The sequence below is a fragment of the uncultured Tateyamaria sp. genome, from assembly GCF_947497045.1.
Classification (GTDB): Bacteria; Pseudomonadota; Alphaproteobacteria; order Rhodobacterales; family Rhodobacteraceae; genus Tateyamaria.
The window spans coordinates 1-19,689 of record NZ_CANMEU010000005.1; the positions used below are offsets into that span (position 1 = coordinate 1).

Here is a 19,689-nt window from a genome sequence, read left to right on the forward strand (position 1 = left end):
GGACACATGACTGCTTCTGACAAATGCGCAAATCTGATCAAATATGTCTTGCTATGCAGGAGCCATCCACACATGACCTTTCGACGTGACGGTTGTGTGGCAGCTTTGTCCCGCACACCGGACCTCCATCGATTGGCTGAGCAACGACTGCAACCGGGACAAACTTGCCATTTATCTTCATGGGTTGAGTGACTGCATTCAGGGATCGACAACGAGGTGAACGACGCTATCGACATGCCTACTGCACGCGACCTGATTGCACAAAACATCTGCAACCGGCCACCAGCGGGCTTCACTTACATCGTCCTGTGCGATGGGTTCGCCGCACACGTATTCGCAAAGCACCGCTGCGAGTAGGAAGTGGAACTTGACAACACCCGTGTCGTCGCTCTCGATCACATCCACATTGGTCAGGTAGCGGACGGGACGGGCAACGATGGTTGTTTCTTCGCGAAGTTCGCGGATGGCTGCATCCATCGCGGTCTCGCCCAGATCGACGTGACCGCCTGGAAAGCCCCAGAGGCCAGCGTCAGGTTCGTTGCGCCGCTTGACGAGCAGGACCATGCCATCCCAGATCACAACAGCGAGTGCCGCCAGTTTGGGATGATCCGTCATGAGGCCGCCCTTTCCGGGCGCGGCTGAGAGAGGAACCCGGCAGCAACGATGATGAGAATGCCAACCAGAGACAGCAATACGGGCAGCTCGCCAAAGAAGATCAGGCCCCACCCCAAGCTGAAGACGAGATAGCTGTAGTCGAAGGCGGCCACAGTCGCGGGTGGTCCATTCTGGTACGCGATAGCCGCACCGACACTGCCGACTAAGATCACAGCGGCCAGCGCCGCGACCACGCCAATCAGTGCAAGATCGAGTGTCTGCCAAGGTCCGAAGATGAAGGACCCTTCCTGCCCCGAAAATAGACCAAGGCACGCACCCGCAACGATGAATGCGACATTCAGCGCAAGAGCGAGCGCGAACGGATCGTCGTCACGACATTTTCGGGCCGTCAGCACCATTGCACAGGCATAAAGAAACGCCGCCAACAGGGGAAGAAGCGTTGCCAGATCGAAGCCGGAGGCGTCGGGGCGCAGGATCAGGACAACGCCTGCGAAGCCCAGGAAGATCGCAAGTAAGACGCGGGGCACGGGCCAACGACAGGCGAGAAACGAGGCGACGAGAGTGATGAGAATTGGCGAGGTATAGTAAGCTGCCGCCGCAAGAGAGAGTGGCATCAGCGGCAACGCGGAATAATAGGCAAGCCACATGGCGACCAGCAGGGCACTGCGCAGGATGACCCAGCCAGGCGAGCCAAAACGCTTTTGCCTTTTTCGCCGCAAAAGCCACCAGAGCGGCGGAACGACAAGTGCGGAGCGCAGGATATACATTTGCCACAGAGGGAGATCGAGGCCGGTGGCCTTGATGATCGCATCGCCGAGCGACAGCGCAAGGACGGCGATGACGACCGCGCCGACGGCCAGGCCGGTACGGTACTGCGGTAAATCTCTCGTCATGTCTTTGCGGCCTTTCCTGTGCTGCGCCTCGCTCCGCCGAAGGCGGCGAGAAGTGCACCTGCGAAGTAGATCGCAAGGCCGTTCATCGTTGCGGGGGCATAGTCTACGCGACTTTCGACAATCTGGAACAGAAAGACAAACAGCGGGCCAAGCGCCGTAATGGCGGCAAGCGTGAGCGTGGACATCAGCGAGATCGCCTTTTGCATTGCGAAGACGGGGAATGCCATGATGATGAAGCCGATCAGTATGACGATGAGAAATTCCTGCAGTTCGACCGGGTCTTTCGTGTCGAGGCCGAACCCGGCTGCCACCAACGCGACGACCACATAGAGCGGAAAGCGCAGCCCGTATTGCGCAACGGGCGCAACGCCGAGGCGGTCGAGCCGCTGGCTGTAAATCATCATGGCCGCAAGACTGACTGCCGACACTCCGGTGAGCAGCAGCCCGCCAAGGGCAACCATCCAGCCGCCCCGGACGAAACCCGACTGCCCGAGCAAAGTGATTGCCGCAAGATAGATGACTGCGATTATGACAATGACGAGGCCAGCACCTTCAATCCTGTTCCGAAGCGGGGAGGCTTCCGGGACACCGAGGGCTGAAAAGATCAGGATCGCGACCGGGATCAGGCCGGAGAAGATCGTGAAAACGACTGCCGGTTCGATCACCTGGAGCGCGAAGAAATACGCAACCCAGACGAAGGCGGTCGAGAGGTTCAATCCCAGAAGGGCATGACCGTTGTTCCATGCGATGAGCAACTGATCCGGGTACCGAAAGTGTGTCCAGGCAAGCGTCCCAACTGCCGTGAAGCCGAAAACGGACGCTCCGATCAGGAAAGAGTCATAGTCCTGAAACACGCCGCCGAAGAAGACGGCCTGTGCAGCTTCGAGGATCACAAAGGAGAAGGCCCAGATCAGACCGAGGGTCGCGTTGTTCATCTTGAAATCCTGTCGTTTTCCAGATCCTTACGACATAATTGGTGGACGATGCGGTCAAATTCTCCGAGAATGTGGAGGAATGGACCATTCGAGAGGAAAAATGGACGCACTGGACTTTCGGATCGTTGCCGCCCTTCAGGAGGAAGGCAGTTTGACCAAGGCAGAGCTGGCCGAAGCAGTGGGATCAACGCCATCAACATGTCTGCGACGGGTTGCCGAGTTGCGGCGCTCATGCGTGCTTGCAGGCTGTGTATTTCTCGCTGATCCGGCGAAGCTTGGGCGCGGCATTCGCGCCATCATCGCCGTGACAACCCGCGACCACACCAAAGAGCTACGCACTTCATTCGCCAACCGCATCAACGAAGAGCCTGCAATCCTGCAAGCCTATGGCGTGACCGGGGAGCTGGACGCCGTTCTGATCGGAGTGTTTAGCGACATGGAAGAGTATCAGGCGCTCTGTGACCGACTGTTCGACAGCGACCCCGATGTTGTGCGCTATACGACATTGTTCGCTGTCGAGACCTATAAGGAGACAACGGCGATTACACCTGCAGATGGCGGTCGAGCGTGACGAAGAGTCAATTCGCTGCACGCGCTCCAATGACCGCTTCTCTTTGTCGGCTCTAAATCACTTCTCGCCTCAGCCACGCCGCGTAAACAGCGAACAATAGAGCCAGTACTGAAGCAGCGAGCATTAATAGCAGCAGCGCAAATGCACCGTTGGTCGGTGGCACGAAGTTGCCTGTCGCTGCAGTTAGAATAGCACCTCCCGCAACGATAAGCGCGCCGCTCAGCCCTGCTGCGCTTCCGGCAAGATCAGGTCGAACCGACATGGCACCAGCATTGCTTCCAGGCATGGTAATTCCGTTTCCTAAGCCCACGAAGATCGTACTCGCAAAGAATAGTTCTGCTGACGTTATCCCTGAAGAGAGGAACCCCAATCCACCGGCAAGACCCACACAGGCCACAACTCTTCCGGCAATCATCATGGTCGTAGGTTCGAAGTTCTTCCCAACTCGACCGGCCAGAAAGCCGCCGATCATGAAGCCAACGGTGATTGTCCCAATGTAGAAGCCAAGTTCGGCGGTCGTGACATTGAACGTGGACTGAGCAACAAGAGGAGCGCCCGTCAAAAAGATGTAGAACGCGCCGACGGAAAGCGTGCTGCAGAGCGCGTAAGCCCAGAACAACGGCTCACGGATCAGCGTCGTTGTACCCGGCACTGGCGCAGCGGCATCTGTTGCCCTTTGCGGCTTTGTCTCTCCAAGGTCGAACCAGCACAGACAGAGCAATCCGAAGCCCGCAACAGCATAGAAACCAAAGACGGATCGCCACCCAAAGAAGGTGTCCAGCACGCCTCCCAGCATGGGACCGATCATCGGGGCGATTGCCATTGCCATCCCGATGTAACCGATCAGGCTCACGGCCTCGCGCTCGGTCCTCGTGTCGCGCACGATTGCCAGTGAAAGCGCATAGATACAGCGACAGGGCGAGCAGCGCATAGGCGGCAACAACGCCCGCCAGGTTGAACATCATAATCACGGTGTTGTCGGATTTGTCGTTGTGCATTGGTGTATTCCTTTTTTGTAGTTTTGAAGTCGTGTTACTTGGTCAAACGGTCCAGCACATCGCGCGCCGTCACCTTGGTTGAGGGGCCAAAGCCGGCCTCTGCCATGCGATCCTCAAGCCCGGTGTGATCCAGGCCCGCGTTTATGTCCGCGAGGATCTCCGCCTGTTCCAGTGGGTCGTCCTTGCCCACAACACGGTCAATCAATGCCTGCGCTTCATCCGCTGCCGACTGCCCTTGGGCCGTGGTGTGCAGTTGTGATTGCATGGATTGTTCGCGGCGCATGGCACGGGCCTGCAAGGCTCCTTGCTTGAGGTCGATGACCTTGCGATGGCCGCGCTCGACGGAACTGCGCAAACGGGTGCTTTGGGTGTCCAGCCGATCAATCGTGCCCTGACGGACAAGGCTCTCGTTCTCCATTTCTGCAATAGCGTTGGCAGCCTCTTGGGCCAGCTCATCGTGCCCGGCCTTGATGGCCTCCTGTGCCCGCCCGGTCAGCGTCGCGGTTCGGGTGCGCAACATATCCAGCAGCTTTTGTTCTGACCTGCGCCGTTGGATCAGGCTGGCAAGCGTGGCCTTGGCGGCGTGAACCTGCCCTTCGGTCTCACGGATTTTCTGGCGATAAGCTCGATGGCATAGACATCGCGCACGCGGTCTTCGGCGCGTGCATTTGCCCCGGCAAAGAGTGTTCGGAACGTAGATAACATGGCATTTCCTTTTTTGAACATCGTTCACAATGGGATATAGGATAGCCTTGAACGCCGTTCAAGAAAAAATATGAACAACGTTCAAAATGCTGTGTTTCCAGTTGCAGAACGCAGCATCATTGCAATCATGCGGTGGATTTGGTCGCGTGGCACGCCGCTGATCCGGTTTTCGAGCCCGAGCATGACGATCCCGTGGATTGATGAAAACAGTGCTCGTGTCATCAGCCGCACCTCGCTTTCGTCCAAGGATGGAAAACACTCGCGGACTGGGTCATCGATGTAGTCGAACAATTGCCCCAGCTCGGCCAGGTACCATTCTGGCACGTCCATGTCCGTCGACATACGCAGATCAAACAGGGCGCGCCACAGCCGCAGGTGCATCACCGCATAGTCCAGATAAGCATAAGACATTTCGATCAGCCGGTCCGTCGCGGGCAACTCCTCTTTGCCTTGCAAGGCGGTTGCCACATGCTGGCCCAGCTTACCGAATGTGCGGCCGTTCACTGCAATTACGATATCTTCGAGGTCGTCAAAGACGTTGTAGATCGCACCCACCGAACATCCCGCCTCTTCAGCCAAGGCGCGCGCTTTGATCGCGGCAAGCCCGCTTGCTTCGATCTGTGTTTCGGCAACGGTGATCAGCGTATTGCGCAATGCGCTGCGACGTTCTGCGACCTTGGATCCCATGATTGCCCCTGTGTGAACTGCGTTCAAGCCATACAGGCCTGGGCAAGACACGAAAACCCCGGCTTGCCGCTTTATTTCTCGGCATGGTTTTGCAACAGTTCGGGGGAATTCGGGGCAGTAGGTGATGTAAATGCGTGTTACATCGCCTATATGTTTCTCAACACATTGATACGAGGGGAGAATTTTATGGCCGATTTTGACAGTCAGGTGCGCGAGTCCCAAGCCCAGGTGGCCGAGGCGCAAACCAAGATTGCCGAACTAACCAGCCGGATCAAAGCGGCGCACGCCAAGATGGAGGCGGGCAGCGATATCACCATGGACATCGAAAACGCCACGCTCGATGAGGTGCATGCCCATACCGACGTGATGAACGCCAATATCGCCGAGCTGATCATGGGACTTGATGACGTCACCGCAGCCTTCTCCAAAGACTTTGACGAGATGCGCAACAAGACGGGAATGGAATCCTTTATCGGGATATTCTCCAAGGCGAAATCGGACAGCATGCGGCAGGAACGGGTACGCACCGCGTCCATTGATGACAAGTTGCAGGACCTGATTTCGAAATCGGACGTGATTGTGCAGTTGTTGCAAGGTCAGTTGACCATGCTCGAAGAGCAGAAGGTGAAGGTCGAAGCCAACCTTACTGAAACGCTGGATGAGCGTGAGATGACGGTGCAGGAACTGGCCGCCTTGCAAAGTGACATTCAGGGGATGGACCCAAAGATCATCACGCTGGAAAACCAGATCGCGTCCGAAACCGATGCGGCCAAACGCACAGCGCTCGAGACTGAGCTGGCAGAGATGAACAGTGCCTATAACCAGATGGTGCAGGACGAACAGGTCAAGCTTGCCAAGTCCCAAACGCTGGAACGCTACATCGAAAAGGGCAAGACCTGGATCGACTCGTTGCAGAACCAAGCTGCGACCCAGATGGTGCTGATCAACAAGTTGCAGACGGACACCAAGCAGCGCGTGGTGCTCTATGACGCTCTCACCAAATCGCTGAAAACCGCGCAGCAGCAGGATGTGGCCCACCGCATCAACGAGATCGGCGTTCAGACGGACCAAGAGGCGCAGACGGCTATGGCCGGGATCGGTGCGGCCACCAACAAGCGGATGGCCGACATGCTTGAGGCGCACGAGGATCACATGGTGTTCGCCCGTGAGGTGCTGGAACAAAAGGCCAAGGCGGATGAACGCTTTGCCCGCCGCTTTGCCCAGATCGTCGAGAAACATGACAGCAACGCATACGGAGGCTAGGCCATGAAACTGGGTCTGATCTGCGTTGCGGTTTCGGTGTTGTGCCTTGTGGGGTCGATGGCCTTTGGCGCGCCCTTGTGGATGAACGGTGTAGGGCTGGTGGCCGGGGTTGCCGGGCTGTTTCTGCTCAGCCGGGGGCGCAAATGAGCGTGCAGGATCGTCATTGATATGACCAAATCCGAGACGATTGGCCTGACGGATCTGTTCGCCTCGCGCCGCTATTTCCGCAAGTTCGAGACTATCATCTCACATCTTGGCCGGGTTGCAGGCGTGATGGAAGCGGAGGGGGATCTGGACCGAGGTGAGGTCAAGATTCTGACCCGTTATATCGCCGAACTGACCTTTACGTTTCGTGCGCTCAGCCAGAAATACCTGCTGGTGGGGCGCGATACAGGCCGCTTTTTCGGATCACTGTCGATTGATGCCCACGAAAGCGGTTTTCCAGCGGCTGACGAGATCATCACCATGGCCAGCGACGCCCAACAGGCGGAGCGGCATTTGGCGGGCGTGCCCTCGGCCGACGCGTTGAAAAAGCAAATGGTCGAGGTAGTTGTCGGCGAACGCGCTGTGCCCACCAAGCTGCAATTTGCGATGTCACAACGGCTTTACTACGAGGAATTGCTGCGCGGGCAGTTGTTCTGGCCGCGCAATGATCCGCAGGCGGTCTGGACAGGGAATATCTCGGAAGAGCGGCGAACATTCCGGCTGCACTGGGCGGTCTATGACAGTCAGGTCAATCTGCCCGTGATCTACATGATGGAGGTCGAGGACAGCGGGCGCACTGCCTTGCCCAAGGATCAGCGCCGCTGGCCCGAGGCGCAGGCCCATCTGATGGCGCAGGCGCTTGGTGGGCTGAAGCTGGTGACGATTGCCAAAGGGTTTGACGAGGACTTTGACGACCTGCACCCCAAGCGGTTGCGCCGGTTTCATGTGGGGCCAATGTATTCCTCGGCCTTTACCAAGCAATCAGGGCCGATTTCGCAAGTGCTTGAGGCGGCGCGTGCGCCTGAAGGGCAGGATTGGTCGCTGGTCTGGACCGAAGAGGATTTGCTCTCCGAACGGGTTATGACCGAACGGTCTGGCTGGTTTTCATCCGTTGAACGAGAGGTCTTTGCGCTGGACCCGTTTGCGGGTCGCGGTGCCGAAACCGGTACGACCCGGATGGAGCGCAGCATCGTGTTGCCGGCACGCCCCTATCAGGCACTGGAGGAATTGAACCCGCCGGGGTTCGCATCGGTGCGTAAATTTGTGGTCAGCCCCGCAGGCCGGGTGTTGCGATATTGAAAGGGTGCGACGGCCGGGATGCAGAGCCTCCGGCGGGAGTATTTGAAGAACAATGAATGAGGAACAGAAATGAGCCAGACGTCGGATCAGATGGAGTTGCGCGAGGCGGAGATCGTTGCGCATTACCCGGTGGCTTTGGCGCTGTTGCAAGGGTTTGATCATGCGCCGCGGATCGGCAAGGCAGAGGTTGCTGCCGCGCCTGAGCGGTCGTCGGGCATCGGGACGCGCCGCCGATTTCGGACCACGACACCGGGTTTGGTGACCCGTCGGTCGGTTCCCACGGGTGCGGTGCAATTGATGGCAACAATTGAGGGCGCGGATGATGACGACGCCTTGATCTCTGCGGTGCAGGCGACGGTTTTGACTGCGCTGCGCCGGGCGGTGTCGATTGCGCTGGCTGTGGCCGAGAACTATGCGTCGGTGTCCAGGTTGGGTGATCTCAAACGCGCCAATCTTGAGGGGGCTTTGCCTGCCGCACGCAAGGCTGAGTTTGCCGAATTGCTGGCGGCGGAGGCGTTGATCACCCTTTATGTCTTTGCCAACGCAACCGCTTATCTGCTGTCGACACACCAGTCTGAAACGATCGTAGAGGTGGGCGAGGTCGAAGAGGTGCTGACCGACAACGGCCAAACCGCCCTGCATGGAGCCTTGTGGGAACTTGACCGCGATATTGAAACCCATGCGCCGGATGACGTGCATCTGGTGGCTTGCGTGGCGGCCTATGCCGAGGCGTTGATGGAAAAGGTTTCCTTGCGCGCCCAGACCGCCCCCCGGCTTGAGGCATTCCTGACTGCAAGCTGGCATGTCGAGGCGGATGATTTCACCGTTCAAGGGTTTTCGCCTGCCTCAAAGGCAAAGTCATCCACCCTGACCATGACCTTCAAGAAGCCCCACGAGGTCGTGGGCAACCACATCGCCAAATATCAGGCCATGAAACTGGCCAAGATGCTGATGGCCTACGATTTTGGTCGCCGTCTGAACCCGTTTGCGGAACTGGGCGGGTTCATCTTTACCTTCATGGGCGATGGCAAGCCGGGCACGGGCAAGACGACGCTGATCCAGATGATGGCCGGGTTGTTGAACGACTACTGTCAGGTCGCCGGCTATCCGTTTCGCTATCAGAACCTGTCAACCGACAACATTGACAGCTATCAGGGCAAGTCGGGTCAGAATGCCAAGGCGTTCATCAATAATGTGCTTGATCCGTCCGTGATTGGCTTTGGTACGATTGACGATATCGACCAGCTTGCGGGTAAGCGGGGGGACCGGCAATCCAGTGCCGGGCAACTCGAAATCACCGCTGTGCTGATGGAAAGCTTTGCGGGGGCCAACACCGTTGTGCGCGGCAATTGCACCTTTGGCATGTTCTCGAACTATCCCGAAAATGTAGATGATGCGCTGCGCCAGCGGGCCGGGGCGCGGTTTCTGGTCGACGGGCCGCAAACGCGTGAGGACTACATCGATATCCTCTATCTGTTGATGGGCAAGAACCACGACATCCCCTTGGGCGCGCATGAGGTATTTTCAGCGCAAGAGATCAAGAAGGCGGTCGCCGCCAGTTTTGACTCGCATTCCCGCCCGCATGAGCCGGGGTTGATGGAGGTGTTTGATCGGGTGGATGCACAGATTGGCACGCTTGATACGATTGCGAAACTGGGCACCTACCTGAAGGCGATCCAGGAAGCGGATGAACGGTTCACGGGCCGCGCGATCAAGAACATCACGGATGCAGTCAAGGTCAGGGCCATGGACTTTGAGTTGCCTGACGAGTGGATGGAGGACCCCGAGCTGTTCCTGTTCCGCGATTATGACACCAAGAAGTCAATGATTTCCGAGCTGCGGGTGCCAATTACCGTCGACATGGTGGTGCAGGAAATCAACCGCTACGCCGACAGCGAATTCCGCTATGCGGACAAGTCGGATGAGGTGGCGATTGATGCAATGGTGCGCGACTTTGGGCGGCAGGAAGAGGCGAAGAAACGGTGGCTGGGGGGCAAGGCGTGATGTCTGACTATGCGCTGCTCGCAGGTGTGACAGTTGCCGGCAAACAGGGGGCAAATAGAAAGACTGATCGCTTGTGGTTGCAATCGGGGTTCTGGGCCAGTGTCGGTTTTGCGGTATTGTACTCTGGCTTTCTATCACTGACGACCTTGATCCCGGTCGCTATCTGTTTGTCGCTATCTATTTTGCCGTTGAGATTGTTGAGCCCGGCAAAATGAAAGAATTTTCCAAATGATCCGCCTCATTCAATCCGGCCTGATGTATGGCAACCTGTTCCACGTCGCTTCGCCTGCTTTGGTGGACCGCTATAACCGTGCCCTCAAGCATCTGACGGGGCGGACAACCACGCTGACCGATTTCTATATTGATATCTCAGGCTTTTCGCCTGAGGTGGGGAATGATCTGAACGATCCGCTGTATCTCAACCACAATGGGGTCAATCGACAGTTCATCCTGCTGAGCACGGAGCAGCACAATTGCCCGCTGCTGGATGCCAAATTCTCGACCTCTCTGCCAATCCTGCAACGGTTCATTGCGGAAAATGAGGCAGCGTTGTTCGCGCTTACGGCCCGCGATGCAGTGGCCGGAGAGTTGATCAATTCGGTCTATGACCTGAAGGATCCCAAGCGGTTGTTTGACATTCGCGCCATCACGGTGGAGGCGGATACGACCATGGGCACGGTGCGCAATGCGGCTGATCTTGCGGCCAAGGTCGACACGTTTCTGACCGAAGAGGATGCGTGGTTTGACGATGTGCTGATCGGTGAGATGATCACGCTTGCGGGTCAAACCGGGGATGTGACGCGCAATCCTGTGAAGCTGAAACCGCTGAAGGTGGAGCAGGGTAATTTCTGGACGGCGCATTTCGGCGGGCTTTATGTGTTCCAGTCGGTTGATCACCCGGCCACCATCGCAGTCGGGGACAAGCCCGAGGACCTGCCCACCAAGTACACCTTCGATCTGACCCAGCGGAACCGGATCGCCAAATTCCTTGAGTTCAACGATCTGGTCGAGCCCGTGGTCAAGGCGCGCGGCATTGATGGGGCGGCGATCCTGCGCCAGAAGATGGACTTTATCCTTGTCGCGACCGTGACGGCGGCGGGTGTGGATCTGGCAGGCACCGCGCGGCGCGATATGCGGATGTTGGCGCGACGGTACTCGGATCTGTTGCCAGAGGCGTTTCACGGGTTGGCCGCGCTGGTGAACTGGGCGGAAAACGGTGGGTCGTGGCCGCGCATTTCCTCCGATCACCCGGCCTATTTCTATACGCTGCGGGCGGCGGATACGCCGGATCATGCGCTGGTGAACATGTTGTTGTCAGAGTTGTCACCGCTTGATGTGCGGCAGTTGTTCATCTGCCACAAACAGGCATTCTATGCGGCCTATGCCACATGGCCCGAGCGGCAGAAGGAATATGTCGCGCGCTATCTCGAAGCCGAGTACAAGGCCGACAAGGCGGGTGCGCGCGAGGCGTTGTTCGGTCACGACGCGCCTTTGTCGGAACCGCAACCCAAGTCTCGGGACCTGATCGAACGCGTCGGGCCATGGGGCGCTGTGAGGAGGTAGGATATGGCTTTGATCCGATTGTTTTTTATCGCCTTTGTGGTGCTCAGCATCGTTTACCTCAGCCTGTCGCTGTATTCCCGATCGCGGGCGCGTGACCGGCTGGAGGGTGAATGGGACGAAAGTGACAAGACTATGCCGCGCGACGCCTTTGTGCGCGAAGGTTTGCAGGACTATGACGGATCACTACGCCGTAAACTGATTTGGGGGGTTTATATCGTGCCTATGGCGCTGGTGTGCCTTACCATCTATCTCGTGAACTTTGCCTGATTGGGGACGTTGATGCGCTACATCGGTTGGACTTTGCTGATTATTTTCTGGGTCGGGTTGGGGGCATTTCTGCATTACACGCTGCCGCAGCGCGATATCGTGCGCTTCGTCAACACTTATGAGGAACGCCAGGATCTAAGCGATTGGACCCGCATGTTCTGGTCGCGCCCGGACGAACAGTCTGACACGCTGGTCAACCGCGATGTTCAGTTCCTGCAAGCGGTTCGTGCCAATGGTCAACCTGTTGTCTATCGCAACGAGGACACGGGCTGGAGCTGGCCGCCCTATTTCAAATTCGACACCGCCAACCTTTATACCGAGGCCAATGATGCGGTTTCGACGCGTGCTGCCCCGGAATGGTACGTCATCACCCATTACGGGTGGCGCAATGAATTCCTGACGGTGTTTCCCAATGCGATTTCGATCCGCGCGGTGGAAGGGCCGGATGCGTCCAAGGGTATCCTATGGGTGAACATTATTGTGCTGACCCTGCTGGCGGCCCTGTTCTATGGCATTTGGGTGCGTTGGCGTCGGTTCCGCCGCGCGCGGATCGACCCAAAGATTGAGGAATTGCAGGACAGTTGGGAGGCCGCAGGAGACGCGGTTCAAGATCGGCGCGGTCGGTTCCGTCGCTGGTTGGGGACGTGGCAATCCAAGTGACTGATGTGGGCGGAGGACACCTCCGCCTTACGGGTCTAGGGCAGTGGATCGGTGCGATACAATCGCACCCGCAAGCCGCCATGTGCGATTGTCGGCCCGTCCGGCAAGAACGGCAGATCGGTCGCTTTTGCCAGTCCGCCCTCGCTGGTTACGATACCAATCCGCCAGCCGCTGAACCGTTCGCGCAGAACTTGCCCGAGGCGTCCGTAAACGGGATACAACGCTTTTTTGTTGCCGATCCGCGCACCATAGGGCGGATTGACGATCACGATGCCGCGCGGCCCTTCAGGTGGGGTGATGTCGCCCGCGTTGGCGGTCTGGAACGTGACCAGATCAGAGACCAAGGCCCGTTCAGCGTTAGACGTGGCCATGCCTATGACACCTTGATCGCGGTCTGATCCGTAAAACCGCGCCTGCGGTGTGTTGCGTCGGTTGTGCATGCGCAGCGATTCCAATGCGGTGGGATCAAAGCCTGCGAACTGCTCAAACGCGAAGCTGCGTGCGCGGCCTGGCTGAAGGTTTACCGCCATCTCTGCCGCTTCGATTACGAATGTGCCGGACCCGCACATCGGATCAAACACGGGTTGTGTGCCGTCAAAGCCGCACTGGTGCAGGAACATCGCGGCCAGCGTTTCGCGCATCGGGGCCTTGCCCACCGCCGTTTTGTGGCCGCGCTTGTGCAGCGGGTTGCCGGACGTATCCACGCTGAGGATTACGCGATTGTCGTCAATGCGGATTTTGAGCGTCACGGGTGCATCCGCTGCGACCTGCATTCCGGCGGTTTCGATCAAGGCGGTTTCGATCCGTTTGGTTGCTGCACCTGCGTGGTAGATCTTGGACCTGCGTGAGGTTGCGACCTCGACCCGGATGGGGATATCTGCGCGCAGCACGTCACTCCACGGAAACTTGCGTGCGCGTTTGTCGAGCTGGGCCAGGTGAAAGGCCATGAAATCACCGATCCGCACAAGAATGCGGGTGGCACCGCGCAGCTCAAGGTTGGCGCGCCAGACCTCGGGCCAGCCCCCAACCAGCGTGACTCCGCCAGGGGTGATATCGCGAACATCAAAGCCTGCGGTGCGGGCCTCGTCAGCCAGCGTGCCCTCAAGGCCAGGCAAGGTGATCGCAAACAGGGTGAGGGGCGCATCAACAGACATGAGCGTCTGCATAAAGCGTCATGCGGCGGGGTTCGAGCGGTTTCTGGACCCGTCTCGGTCAGTCCGAAAACAGATAATCGGCTGATGCAACCTCGTGTGCCTTGTCGTCCGGCATCGTCAGGAAATTGGCCAACGCCTTGGTGTTGTCCTCAATGTCTGCGGATTCGCGGATACGGTTGAAATGTTCGAAATCGGCGTCGCGGATCCGGTCGGATTCAAACACCATGTCGTTGCGGATCGTTGGCAACAGCCGCTCAAGCGTTTCTTGCGAGGTCTGTTCGCCCGCCAGGCCGACGCGCATTGCATGGCCCACAAGGTAGTCGTCGCTAAAGTCGCACTGGATTTCGAGCATGCGCGTGATGGATCGGTCGCCTGCAAAATCCTGCAACAGATCAAGGTTGCTGGGGTCCATGCACACGATCAGGCGGTCGGTTTCGTAATAATCAAACAACATCCGCATCAAAGCGCGCCGGTGCCGGGTACGTTTTTCAAGTGTCTTTTGGATGCCGCCCAGATCGGGCAGGGGCGTGTGCTCTTCGTTAAAGAGATACTCCATCGCGGGCACATTCGTAACCTGCCGGATACGTTCCAACAGGCGTTTGGCGACGTGCCACTTCTTGCAAATGATCACCAGCAGCTCGCGTTCACGACCCAACGTGCTTTCGGTTTCCCAGAATCGAGTGGCAAAGCGACGCCCGATCCGGCCCCGCCCGGTGAGGAACTTGAACAGGCTCGCGCCCTCGTTCGAAATCTGGAACTGCACATTTTCGGCCGCATAGAGCAGGCCAAGACGACGCTTGAGGTCATTGCTTTCGGCGCTGATCTTGCGGGCGAACAGGAAGTCCTGACTGAGCAGCAGGTCGTAGTGATCGTCGTAAAACGTCACGGGCATCCCGTAATCCGTGAACAGTAAAAAAGTCAGGGTGCGAGTGCGGATTTCGTCTTCGGGCACCACATGGCGCACGATGGTCTGAAAGAATGTCTCGTCCGGAATCCAGGTGCTGCGAAAAAACCGCATCACGTCGCGGCGCTGGCGGGTGAATTCCAGGACCCATTCGATGGTACGGCGGCGCAGGCACCACCATTGGCTGCCGATCTGCACCTGAATGTCCGCCGGGATGTCACGGGTCAGGCCAAGGCGTCGTTGCGCGTTGAAGGCGGCGTAAAAGCGGCGCTTTTGGGTGCGTTCGTTGAAGAAATGGCGGTAGATCAACCGCTCTTCCTTCATGCCGGTCTTGATCCAGTCGCTTTCGAAATAATCAAAGCTCTCGATAAAATCGGCATCGTTTTCATCAAGAAACTGGTGGGTGTATTCGGCGGATTTGATAGCCATGCAGTCGCCCGACAGCATGTAAAAATGGGTCGCTCGCGGGAACGCCTCAACCGCGCTTTCGACGGCGTAAAGGGTGGCCTGCACCAGGCTCCACTCTCCCCAGCCACATCGGATGCGACGGTGGGCAAAAGTGACGTTGGCGTTGTCCTTGAGGGCGGCGTGGATCTTGGCAAACTGGGCACTGTCAGAGCGTGCATCGAAGTGGATCGACATGTAATCGCCGGCTGTCGTCAGCCGTTCCGCCTGTTTGATAATGGCGTCCGGGTCTTTGTGACACAGAAGGATATAGGCGATTTTTGCCATTTTGGAAACTTAACTGCCTCTTTACCTGCTATTGTCTACGTAGATAAAGCTAAGGAGAGATTGAATAAACCAGATTTCTTTGGTTTTTTGCGATCAGTGAAAGTCACACAGGGATGTGACGGTGTAAAAGGGACGAGCAGTATGGGATTTCCCGGCACTTGGATGACGGAAAGCGAGAGCGTAGTGTACCGGGTGGTGCCTAAATGCGCTTGCTCGACCATCGGGCAGATCATGTATTATTCGGATCATGGCACGTTTTTCGACGGTGACATTCACGATGCCAAGGGCGGCATGCACAAATGGGCTCTCGAGCAGAGCCAGCCGATCATCACCGAAAACGTGAAGGCCCACGAAAGCTACTCTTTCACCTGTGTGCGCAACCCCTACACGCGCATCCTCAGCTCGTTCTTTGATAAGATTTGCGGCATCCAGCGCAATGGCAAACGGTATCGGGGCAACCTTGTCCCGCTCTTGATCCAAAAGTACGGGATCGAAGTGGGCGGGGACGATGGCAAGCAGGAGTTTGATCAGGTCAAATCCTTCCGCCGGTTCCTGCTGTTTGCCCGTGACACCATTCGTTGGCGTCGCCCGATGGAGCCCGACATTCACTGGTCAGCCATGTCCGGCCATGTATCGACGTTCATCGTGAACGGTGGGCGCTATGACAAGATCATCTGGACCGAAAAGTTCAACGAGGGGATGGAGGATGTGATGTCTGCCATTGAAACACCGCACAGTGTGAACATCGCCGACATTCCCCGTTTCAATGAAAGCGAGGGGCACGGGCCCAAACGGGCCCATCCGGTCGAAGATTACTTTGACGATCTGTCGATGCATCTGGTCTATGAAATCTTCAAACGTGATTTCGACCTGTTCAAGTACGACTTTGAAGACCCCAGCAACAAGATGCCGATTGGCGAGATTGATCTTGAGGAAGTGCACAAGAAACTGGGGGATTAAGGCGTGAGACCGGGCGGACGACACGTCCGCCTTACGCGCCACATCAATCTGTAAGGCGGACGTGTCGTCCGCCCTCTAGGGTGCTGATGTGATGGTCGCCGCGATCCGCGCCGCGATTGCCGCACTGCCCTTGTGTGAGGGGTGGATCAGGTCCGGTCCGTGAAAACTGCGGTCCCCGTTGGGCACAAGATCGGCCATCGACACAAACCAGATACCACCGTCTTGGGCGGCCATGCGGGCCAGACGTGCCTCAAGAGCATCGCCATAGGCTTTGCAGTGGTCAATCGATGACGGCACACCCGGCGTGCGCAGATACCCTGCATAGACGACCTTCGCGCCCCCCGCCCGCGCGGTTGAGACCACATCGACAATCTCGCCCGTCTTTCCATCTGCCGAGATGAGCCGGTCAAGCTTGGCATTGCAGGCCCGGCATCCGCAGGTCAGCCACAGATCGTTGCCCCCGCCGTTGATGATCACCCAGTCCCAATCGCTGGCCTGATATTGCCGCCCAATGCGCAATCCAAGGCTCCCGCTGATCGGAAGTGCGTATAGATATTGTGCCCCGGACACGGATCGATCGACCACCGCTTCGCCCAAGCGCGCCTCAAGTTGGTGTGCAACGGATTTACGCGACGCGCCGTGGATTGCGAACATGCTGTCGCCCATCATCAGAAACCGGGCATTTGCATTGCTCGACACGCTTTCGGTGCACCCGGCCAAAGCTAGAAATACCAATAAACTCACCCAAACTCGCATCACATCGTCCCTTTTCCTGTCGCGGCCCAGTATCGCGCCAATATTCCTGCGATTCGGTAAAACCGCCGCAGCCCTTGCGTGCTCAAGGCCCACCCCCTACATCCCATCCCCATGGCCCAAGGTAAATCAGACCCCAACTACAAGATCGCCGCCGAAAATCGACGTGCGCGCTTTGATTATGCGATCGAGGATGATCTGGAATGTGGGATTATCCTTGAAGGCTCCGAGGTCAAGTCATTGCGCAAAGGCGGGGCGAATATTGCCGAAAGCTATGCCGCCGTCGAGGATGGTGAGTTGTGGCTCGTGAATTCCTATATCGCGCCTTATGAACAGGCCAAGATGTTCAAGCACGAAGAACGCCGCCGCCGCAAACTTCTGGTCAGCCGCAAGGAACTGGCAAACCTGTGGAATGCGACCCAACGCAAGGGCATGACCCTTGTGCCGCTGGTCCTTTATTTCAACCACAAGGGCATGGCCAAAATCAAAATCGGGATCGCGAAGGGCAAGAAATTGCATGATAAGCGCGACACCTCGGCCAAGCGCGATTGGGGTCGCCAAAAGCAGCGTCTGCTCAAACAGGGCTAAGCCCTTGCCTCAACCGTGCAGCGGCGTTACCCAAGGGCGTTTTTGTACCGCCCGAAGGGACTGCCCCGATGTCCGATGATCCTAAAACTCTTGTCTCAACTGACTGGCTTGCCAACCATCTCAAGGATCCCGATTTGCGGGTGCTGGATGCGTCGTGGTATCTTCCGGACGCTGGACGTGACGCTCGCGCCGAATATCACGCGGCCCACGTCCCCGGCGCGCGGTTTTTTGACATCGATGAGATCAGCGATGCCCGCTCGGACCTGCCCCATATGGCCCCACCGGTTGAAAAGTTCATGTCGCGGATGCGCCGCATGGGCGTGGGCGATGGGCACCAGATTGTCGTCTACGATGGTGCCGGATTACTGAGTGCCCCGCGCGTGTGGTGGCTGTTCAAGCTGATGGGGCACCGTGATGTGGCTGTGCTGGATGGTGGCTTTCCCAAATGGCAGGCCGAGGGGCGACCCACCGAAGACCTCGCCCCCGTTGTTAAGGATCGCCACCTGACTGTGCGCTATCAGAACCAGCTTGTGCGCGATGTGACCCAGGTCAGCCAGGCCTCCAAACTGGGCACCACCCAGATCGTCGACGCCCGCGCTGCCGCCCGTTTCCGGGGCGATGCGCCAGAGCCGCGCGAAGGCTTGCGGGCCGGTCACATCCCGGGCGCGCGAAATGTCCCGTTCAATACGCTTTTGAATACCGATCAGACCATGAAATCGCCCGATCAACTGCGCACCGTTTTCGAGGGCGCAGGCGTTGATCTGAGCGCACCCGTGATCACAAGCTGCGGGTCCGGGATCACAGCCGCGATCCTCGGCCTCGCCCTTGAACGGATCGGCCATGATCGCTGGTCACTTTATGACGGCAGTTGGGCCGAATGGGGCATGTTTCCCACCGTGCCCGTCGCAACCGGAGATGCCTGATGTTTGAACACCTGAGTGCCCAGAAACCCGATGCTATCCTGCAATTGGTGCAGATGTACCGTGACGACCCGCGCGACCAAAAGGTCGACCTTGGCGTCGGGGTCTACAAGGATGCGACCGGGAACACGCCTGTGATGCGCGCCATCAAGGCGGCGGAACAACAGTTGTGGCAGGCTGAAACCACCAAAACCTATGTGGGGCTCGCGGGTGATCCGGCCTTTGGCGATGCGATGGTGAAACTGGTCCTTGGCGCCAGTATCGCGCGCGACAAGGTTGCCGCGGCTGCCACCCCCGGCGGGACGGGTGCAGTGCGTCAGGCGTTTGAGCTGATCCAGATGTCGAACCCGGACGCGCGTGTGTTCGTGTCCAACCCCACATGGCTCAACCATTTGTCCATCCTCAGCTATCTGGGGATCGAGACGGTCCTTTATCGCTATTTCGACGACGCCACCCGCGGCGTTGATTTCGACGGCATGATCGAAGATCTGAAGACGGCCAGACCGGGCGATGTCGTGTTGCTGCATGGATGCTGTCACAACCCCACGGGCGCGAACCCGACGATGCCACAATGGCACGAGGTGATCAAAGTCCTGCAAGACACGGGCGCGACGCCCATGATCGATATCGCCTATCAAGGTTTTGGCGACGGTCTTGACGAAGACGCAGCTGCGACGCGCGCGGTCGCGGCGGCCATGCCTGAATGTCTGATCGCGGCAAGCTGCTCCAAAAATTTCGGGATTTACCGTGAGCGTACGGGAATCTTGATGATGGTGGCGAACGGCACTGACAAAGGAATTGCGCAAGGCACGCTGGCATTCCTCAACCGCCAGAATTTCTCCTTCCCGCCTGATCACGGGGCGCGGCTGGTCACCATGATCCTGAATGATGACACGTTGCGCGCCGATTGGCAGGCCGAGCTGGAAGAGGTCCGGCTGTCGATGCTGTCCCTGCGCGAACAGCTTGCACACGCATTGCAACAGCGCGCCGGGTCGGACCGCTTCGGGTTTCTCGCGCAGCACCGGGGCATGTTCTCGCGCCTTGGCACCACGCCCGAGATGGTGAAAAAGATGCGCGAAGATCACGGGATCTACATGGTTGGGGACAGCCGTATGAACATTGCCGGATTGAACGCACAGTCCGTGCCGATCCTTGCGGATGCGATCGTTCAATCGGGTGTCTGACCCTTTCATTGTTCCAGTAAATACTTAAAAAGCCCGGCCTGCCTATCTG

22 protein-coding genes are annotated in these 19,689 nt (G+C 58.0%); 13 read left to right on the plus strand and 9 right to left on the minus strand.

Going from position 1 to position 19,689, the window contains the following annotated elements; genetic code table 11:
• Window positions 1-198: 198 nt before the first annotated feature.
• Genes Q0859_RS11885 through Q0859_RS11895 form a run of 3 tightly spaced genes read right to left on the minus strand, consistent with a single transcriptional unit; the run spans window position 199 to window position 2,443 of the window.
• The gene (locus Q0859_RS11885) at window positions 199-615 is read right to left on the minus strand and encodes an NUDIX hydrolase (protein WP_299151512.1); all 417 of its coding nucleotides are present in this window, start codon (window positions 613-615) and stop codon (window positions 199-201) included.
• Complete coding sequence (locus Q0859_RS11890; RefSeq protein ID WP_299151515.1) at window positions 612-1,508, minus strand: DMT family transporter; 897 nt, start codon at window positions 1,506-1,508, stop codon at window positions 612-614. The genes Q0859_RS11885 and Q0859_RS11890 overlap by 4 nt, the downstream gene beginning before the upstream one ends.
• Window positions 1,505-2,443 carry a DMT family transporter gene (locus tag Q0859_RS11895; RefSeq protein WP_299151518.1) on the minus strand — a complete coding sequence of 313 codons (939 nt, stop codon included), beginning with the start codon at window positions 2,441-2,443 and terminating at the stop codon, window positions 1,505-1,507. Before Q0859_RS11895 ends, Q0859_RS11890 begins: the two co-directional genes overlap by 4 nt.
• Window positions 2,444-2,543: 100 nt before the next feature.
• On the opposite strand from Q0859_RS11895, the gene Q0859_RS11900 reads away from it, so the two are divergent.
• On the plus strand, window positions 2,544-3,014 hold the full coding sequence (locus Q0859_RS11900) for an Lrp/AsnC family transcriptional regulator (protein WP_299151520.1): 471 nt from the start codon (window positions 2,544-2,546) through the stop codon (window positions 3,012-3,014).
• A 52-nt stretch (window positions 3,015-3,066) separates the two neighbouring features.
• Here the strand turns inward: Q0859_RS11900 and Q0859_RS11905 are convergent, their stop codons facing one another.
• From Q0859_RS11905 to Q0859_RS11915, 3 genes are all read right to left on the minus strand, one after another.
• Window positions 3,067-3,867, minus strand: a complete 801-nt coding sequence (locus tag Q0859_RS11905; RefSeq protein WP_299151522.1) for an MFS transporter — start codon at window positions 3,865-3,867, stop codon at window positions 3,067-3,069.
• Between the two features lie 179 nt (window positions 3,868-4,046).
• Complete coding sequence (locus tag Q0859_RS11910) at window positions 4,047-4,745, minus strand: PspA/IM30 family protein (protein ID WP_366523198.1); 699 nt, start codon at window positions 4,743-4,745, stop codon at window positions 4,047-4,049.
• A gap of 53 nt (window positions 4,746-4,798) precedes the next feature.
• Window positions 4,799-5,404, minus strand: coding sequence for a TetR/AcrR family transcriptional regulator (locus Q0859_RS11915; protein WP_299151524.1), 606 nt, complete (start codon window positions 5,402-5,404; stop codon window positions 4,799-4,801).
• A gap of 186 nt (window positions 5,405-5,590) precedes the next feature.
• On the opposite strand from Q0859_RS11915, the gene Q0859_RS11920 reads away from it, so the two are divergent.
• From Q0859_RS11920 to Q0859_RS11955, 8 genes are all read left to right on the plus strand, one after another.
• A complete protein-coding gene (locus tag Q0859_RS11920) occupies window positions 5,591-6,667 on the plus strand; it encodes a hypothetical protein (RefSeq protein ID WP_299151525.1) in 1,077 nt (358 codons plus the stop codon).
• A gap of 3 nt (window positions 6,668-6,670) precedes the next feature.
• Window positions 6,671-6,814 (plus strand): hypothetical protein, encoded by a 144-nt coding sequence (locus tag Q0859_RS11925; RefSeq protein WP_299151528.1) that lies wholly within the window; start codon window positions 6,671-6,673, stop codon window positions 6,812-6,814.
• A gap of 21 nt (window positions 6,815-6,835) precedes the next feature.
• Window positions 6,836-7,951 carry a hypothetical protein gene (locus tag Q0859_RS11930; protein ID WP_299151531.1) on the plus strand — a complete coding sequence of 372 codons (1,116 nt, stop codon included), beginning with the start codon at window positions 6,836-6,838 and terminating at the stop codon, window positions 7,949-7,951.
• 69 nt (window positions 7,952-8,020) lie between these two features.
• Window positions 8,021-9,955 carry an ATP-binding protein gene (locus Q0859_RS11935; RefSeq protein WP_299151533.1) on the plus strand — a complete coding sequence of 645 codons (1,935 nt, stop codon included), beginning with the start codon at window positions 8,021-8,023 and terminating at the stop codon, window positions 9,953-9,955.
• Window positions 9,955-10,170: a hypothetical protein gene (locus Q0859_RS11940; RefSeq protein ID WP_299151536.1), complete on the plus strand. Its 216-nt coding sequence runs from the start codon at window positions 9,955-9,957 to the stop codon at window positions 10,168-10,170. The genes Q0859_RS11935 and Q0859_RS11940 overlap by 1 nt, the downstream gene beginning before the upstream one ends.
• 13 nt (window positions 10,171-10,183) lie before the next feature.
• Window positions 10,184-11,518: a DUF6638 family protein gene (locus tag Q0859_RS11945; protein WP_299151541.1), complete on the plus strand. Its 1,335-nt coding sequence runs from the start codon at window positions 10,184-10,186 to the stop codon at window positions 11,516-11,518.
• Window positions 11,519-11,521: 3 nt separating this feature from the next.
• Complete coding sequence (locus Q0859_RS11950) at window positions 11,522-11,785, plus strand: hypothetical protein (RefSeq protein ID WP_299151543.1); 264 nt, start codon at window positions 11,522-11,524, stop codon at window positions 11,783-11,785.
• A gap of 12 nt (window positions 11,786-11,797) precedes the next feature.
• Window positions 11,798-12,445 carry a DUF1523 family protein gene (locus Q0859_RS11955; protein ID WP_299151544.1) on the plus strand — a complete coding sequence of 216 codons (648 nt, stop codon included), beginning with the start codon at window positions 11,798-11,800 and terminating at the stop codon, window positions 12,443-12,445.
• Window positions 12,446-12,480: 35 nt separating this feature from the next.
• Here the strand turns inward: Q0859_RS11955 and Q0859_RS11960 are convergent, their stop codons facing one another.
• Both Q0859_RS11960 and Q0859_RS11965 read right to left on the minus strand, forming a co-directional pair.
• Window positions 12,481-13,611, minus strand: a complete 1,131-nt coding sequence (locus Q0859_RS11960) for a class I SAM-dependent RNA methyltransferase (protein WP_299151546.1) — start codon at window positions 13,609-13,611, stop codon at window positions 12,481-12,483.
• 46 nt (window positions 13,612-13,657) lie between these two features.
• Complete coding sequence (locus Q0859_RS11965; protein WP_299151547.1) at window positions 13,658-15,235, minus strand: DUF5928 domain-containing protein; 1,578 nt, start codon at window positions 15,233-15,235, stop codon at window positions 13,658-13,660.
• 141 nt (window positions 15,236-15,376) lie between these two features.
• Between Q0859_RS11965 and Q0859_RS11970 the strand changes: the two genes are divergently transcribed.
• The gene (locus tag Q0859_RS11970) at window positions 15,377-16,195 is read left to right on the plus strand and encodes a sulfotransferase family protein (RefSeq protein ID WP_299151549.1); all 819 of its coding nucleotides are present in this window, start codon (window positions 15,377-15,379) and stop codon (window positions 16,193-16,195) included.
• Window positions 16,196-16,270: 75 nt separating this feature from the next.
• Here the strand turns inward: Q0859_RS11970 and Q0859_RS11975 are convergent, their stop codons facing one another.
• Window positions 16,271-16,951 (minus strand): SGNH/GDSL hydrolase family protein, encoded by a 681-nt coding sequence (locus Q0859_RS11975; protein WP_299151552.1) that lies wholly within the window; start codon window positions 16,949-16,951, stop codon window positions 16,271-16,273.
• Window positions 16,952-17,062: 111 nt separating this feature from the next.
• Here Q0859_RS11975 and smpB point away from each other — a divergent pair, with 111 nt between their 5' ends.
• The 3 genes from smpB to Q0859_RS11990 all read left to right on the plus strand — a co-directional run bounded on the left by smpB (window position 17,063) and on the right by Q0859_RS11990 (window position 19,640).
• Window positions 17,063-17,536, plus strand: a complete 474-nt coding sequence (gene smpB / locus Q0859_RS11980; protein WP_299151555.1) for an SsrA-binding protein SmpB — start codon at window positions 17,063-17,065, stop codon at window positions 17,534-17,536.
• A gap of 68 nt (window positions 17,537-17,604) precedes the next feature.
• Entirely contained in the window at window positions 17,605-18,459 is an 855-nt protein-coding gene (gene sseA / locus Q0859_RS11985; RefSeq protein WP_299151558.1) for a 3-mercaptopyruvate sulfurtransferase, read from the plus strand.
• A complete protein-coding gene (locus Q0859_RS11990; protein WP_299151560.1) occupies window positions 18,459-19,640 on the plus strand; it encodes an amino acid aminotransferase in 1,182 nt (393 codons plus the stop codon). The genes sseA and Q0859_RS11990 overlap by 1 nt, the downstream gene beginning before the upstream one ends.
• Window positions 19,641-19,689 lie beyond the last annotated feature (49 nt).

What these genes read in the sequence shown, in the direction of transcription:
- Q0859_RS11925 (WP_299151528.1), top strand. Translation starts at nt 6,671, where the DNA reads ATGAAACTGGGTCTGATCTGCGTTGCGGTTTCGGTGTTGTGCCTTGTG.
- smpB (WP_299151555.1), top strand. Translation starts at nt 17,063, where the DNA reads ATGGCCCAAGGTAAATCAGACCCCAACTACAAGATCGCCGCCGAAAAT.
- Q0859_RS11970 (WP_299151549.1), top strand. Translation starts at nt 15,377, where the DNA reads ATGGGATTTCCCGGCACTTGGATGACGGAAAGCGAGAGCGTAGTGTAC.
- Q0859_RS11885 (WP_299151512.1), bottom strand. Translation starts at nt 615, where the DNA reads ATGACGGATCATCCCAAACTGGCGGCACTCGCTGTTGTGATCTGGGAT.
- Q0859_RS11930 (WP_299151531.1), top strand. Translation starts at nt 6,836, where the DNA reads ATGACCAAATCCGAGACGATTGGCCTGACGGATCTGTTCGCCTCGCGC.
- Q0859_RS11935 (WP_299151533.1), top strand. Translation starts at nt 8,021, where the DNA reads ATGAGCCAGACGTCGGATCAGATGGAGTTGCGCGAGGCGGAGATCGTT.
- Q0859_RS11975 (WP_299151552.1), bottom strand. Translation starts at nt 16,951, where the DNA reads ATGCGAGTTTGGGTGAGTTTATTGGTATTTCTAGCTTTGGCCGGGTGC.
- Q0859_RS11890 (WP_299151515.1), bottom strand. Translation starts at nt 1,508, where the DNA reads ATGACGAGAGATTTACCGCAGTACCGTACCGGCCTGGCCGTCGGCGCG.
- Q0859_RS11920 (WP_299151525.1), top strand. Translation starts at nt 5,591, where the DNA reads ATGGCCGATTTTGACAGTCAGGTGCGCGAGTCCCAAGCCCAGGTGGCC.
- Q0859_RS11955 (WP_299151544.1), top strand. Translation starts at nt 11,798, where the DNA reads ATGCGCTACATCGGTTGGACTTTGCTGATTATTTTCTGGGTCGGGTTG.
- Q0859_RS11990 (WP_299151560.1), top strand. Translation starts at nt 18,459, where the DNA reads ATGTTTGAACACCTGAGTGCCCAGAAACCCGATGCTATCCTGCAATTG.
- Q0859_RS11950 (WP_299151543.1), top strand. Translation starts at nt 11,522, where the DNA reads ATGGCTTTGATCCGATTGTTTTTTATCGCCTTTGTGGTGCTCAGCATC.
- Q0859_RS11900 (WP_299151520.1), top strand. Translation starts at nt 2,544, where the DNA reads ATGGACGCACTGGACTTTCGGATCGTTGCCGCCCTTCAGGAGGAAGGC.
- Q0859_RS11895 (WP_299151518.1), bottom strand. Translation starts at nt 2,443, where the DNA reads ATGAACAACGCGACCCTCGGTCTGATCTGGGCCTTCTCCTTTGTGATC.
- Q0859_RS11945 (WP_299151541.1), top strand. Translation starts at nt 10,184, where the DNA reads ATGATCCGCCTCATTCAATCCGGCCTGATGTATGGCAACCTGTTCCAC.
- Q0859_RS11915 (WP_299151524.1), bottom strand. Translation starts at nt 5,404, where the DNA reads ATGGGATCCAAGGTCGCAGAACGTCGCAGCGCATTGCGCAATACGCTG.
- Q0859_RS11965 (WP_299151547.1), bottom strand. Translation starts at nt 15,235, where the DNA reads ATGGCAAAAATCGCCTATATCCTTCTGTGTCACAAAGACCCGGACGCC.
- Q0859_RS11960 (WP_299151546.1), bottom strand. Translation starts at nt 13,611, where the DNA reads ATGCAGACGCTCATGTCTGTTGATGCGCCCCTCACCCTGTTTGCGATC.
- sseA (WP_299151558.1), top strand. Translation starts at nt 17,605, where the DNA reads ATGTCCGATGATCCTAAAACTCTTGTCTCAACTGACTGGCTTGCCAAC.
- Q0859_RS11940 (WP_299151536.1), top strand. Translation starts at nt 9,955, where the DNA reads ATGTCTGACTATGCGCTGCTCGCAGGTGTGACAGTTGCCGGCAAACAG.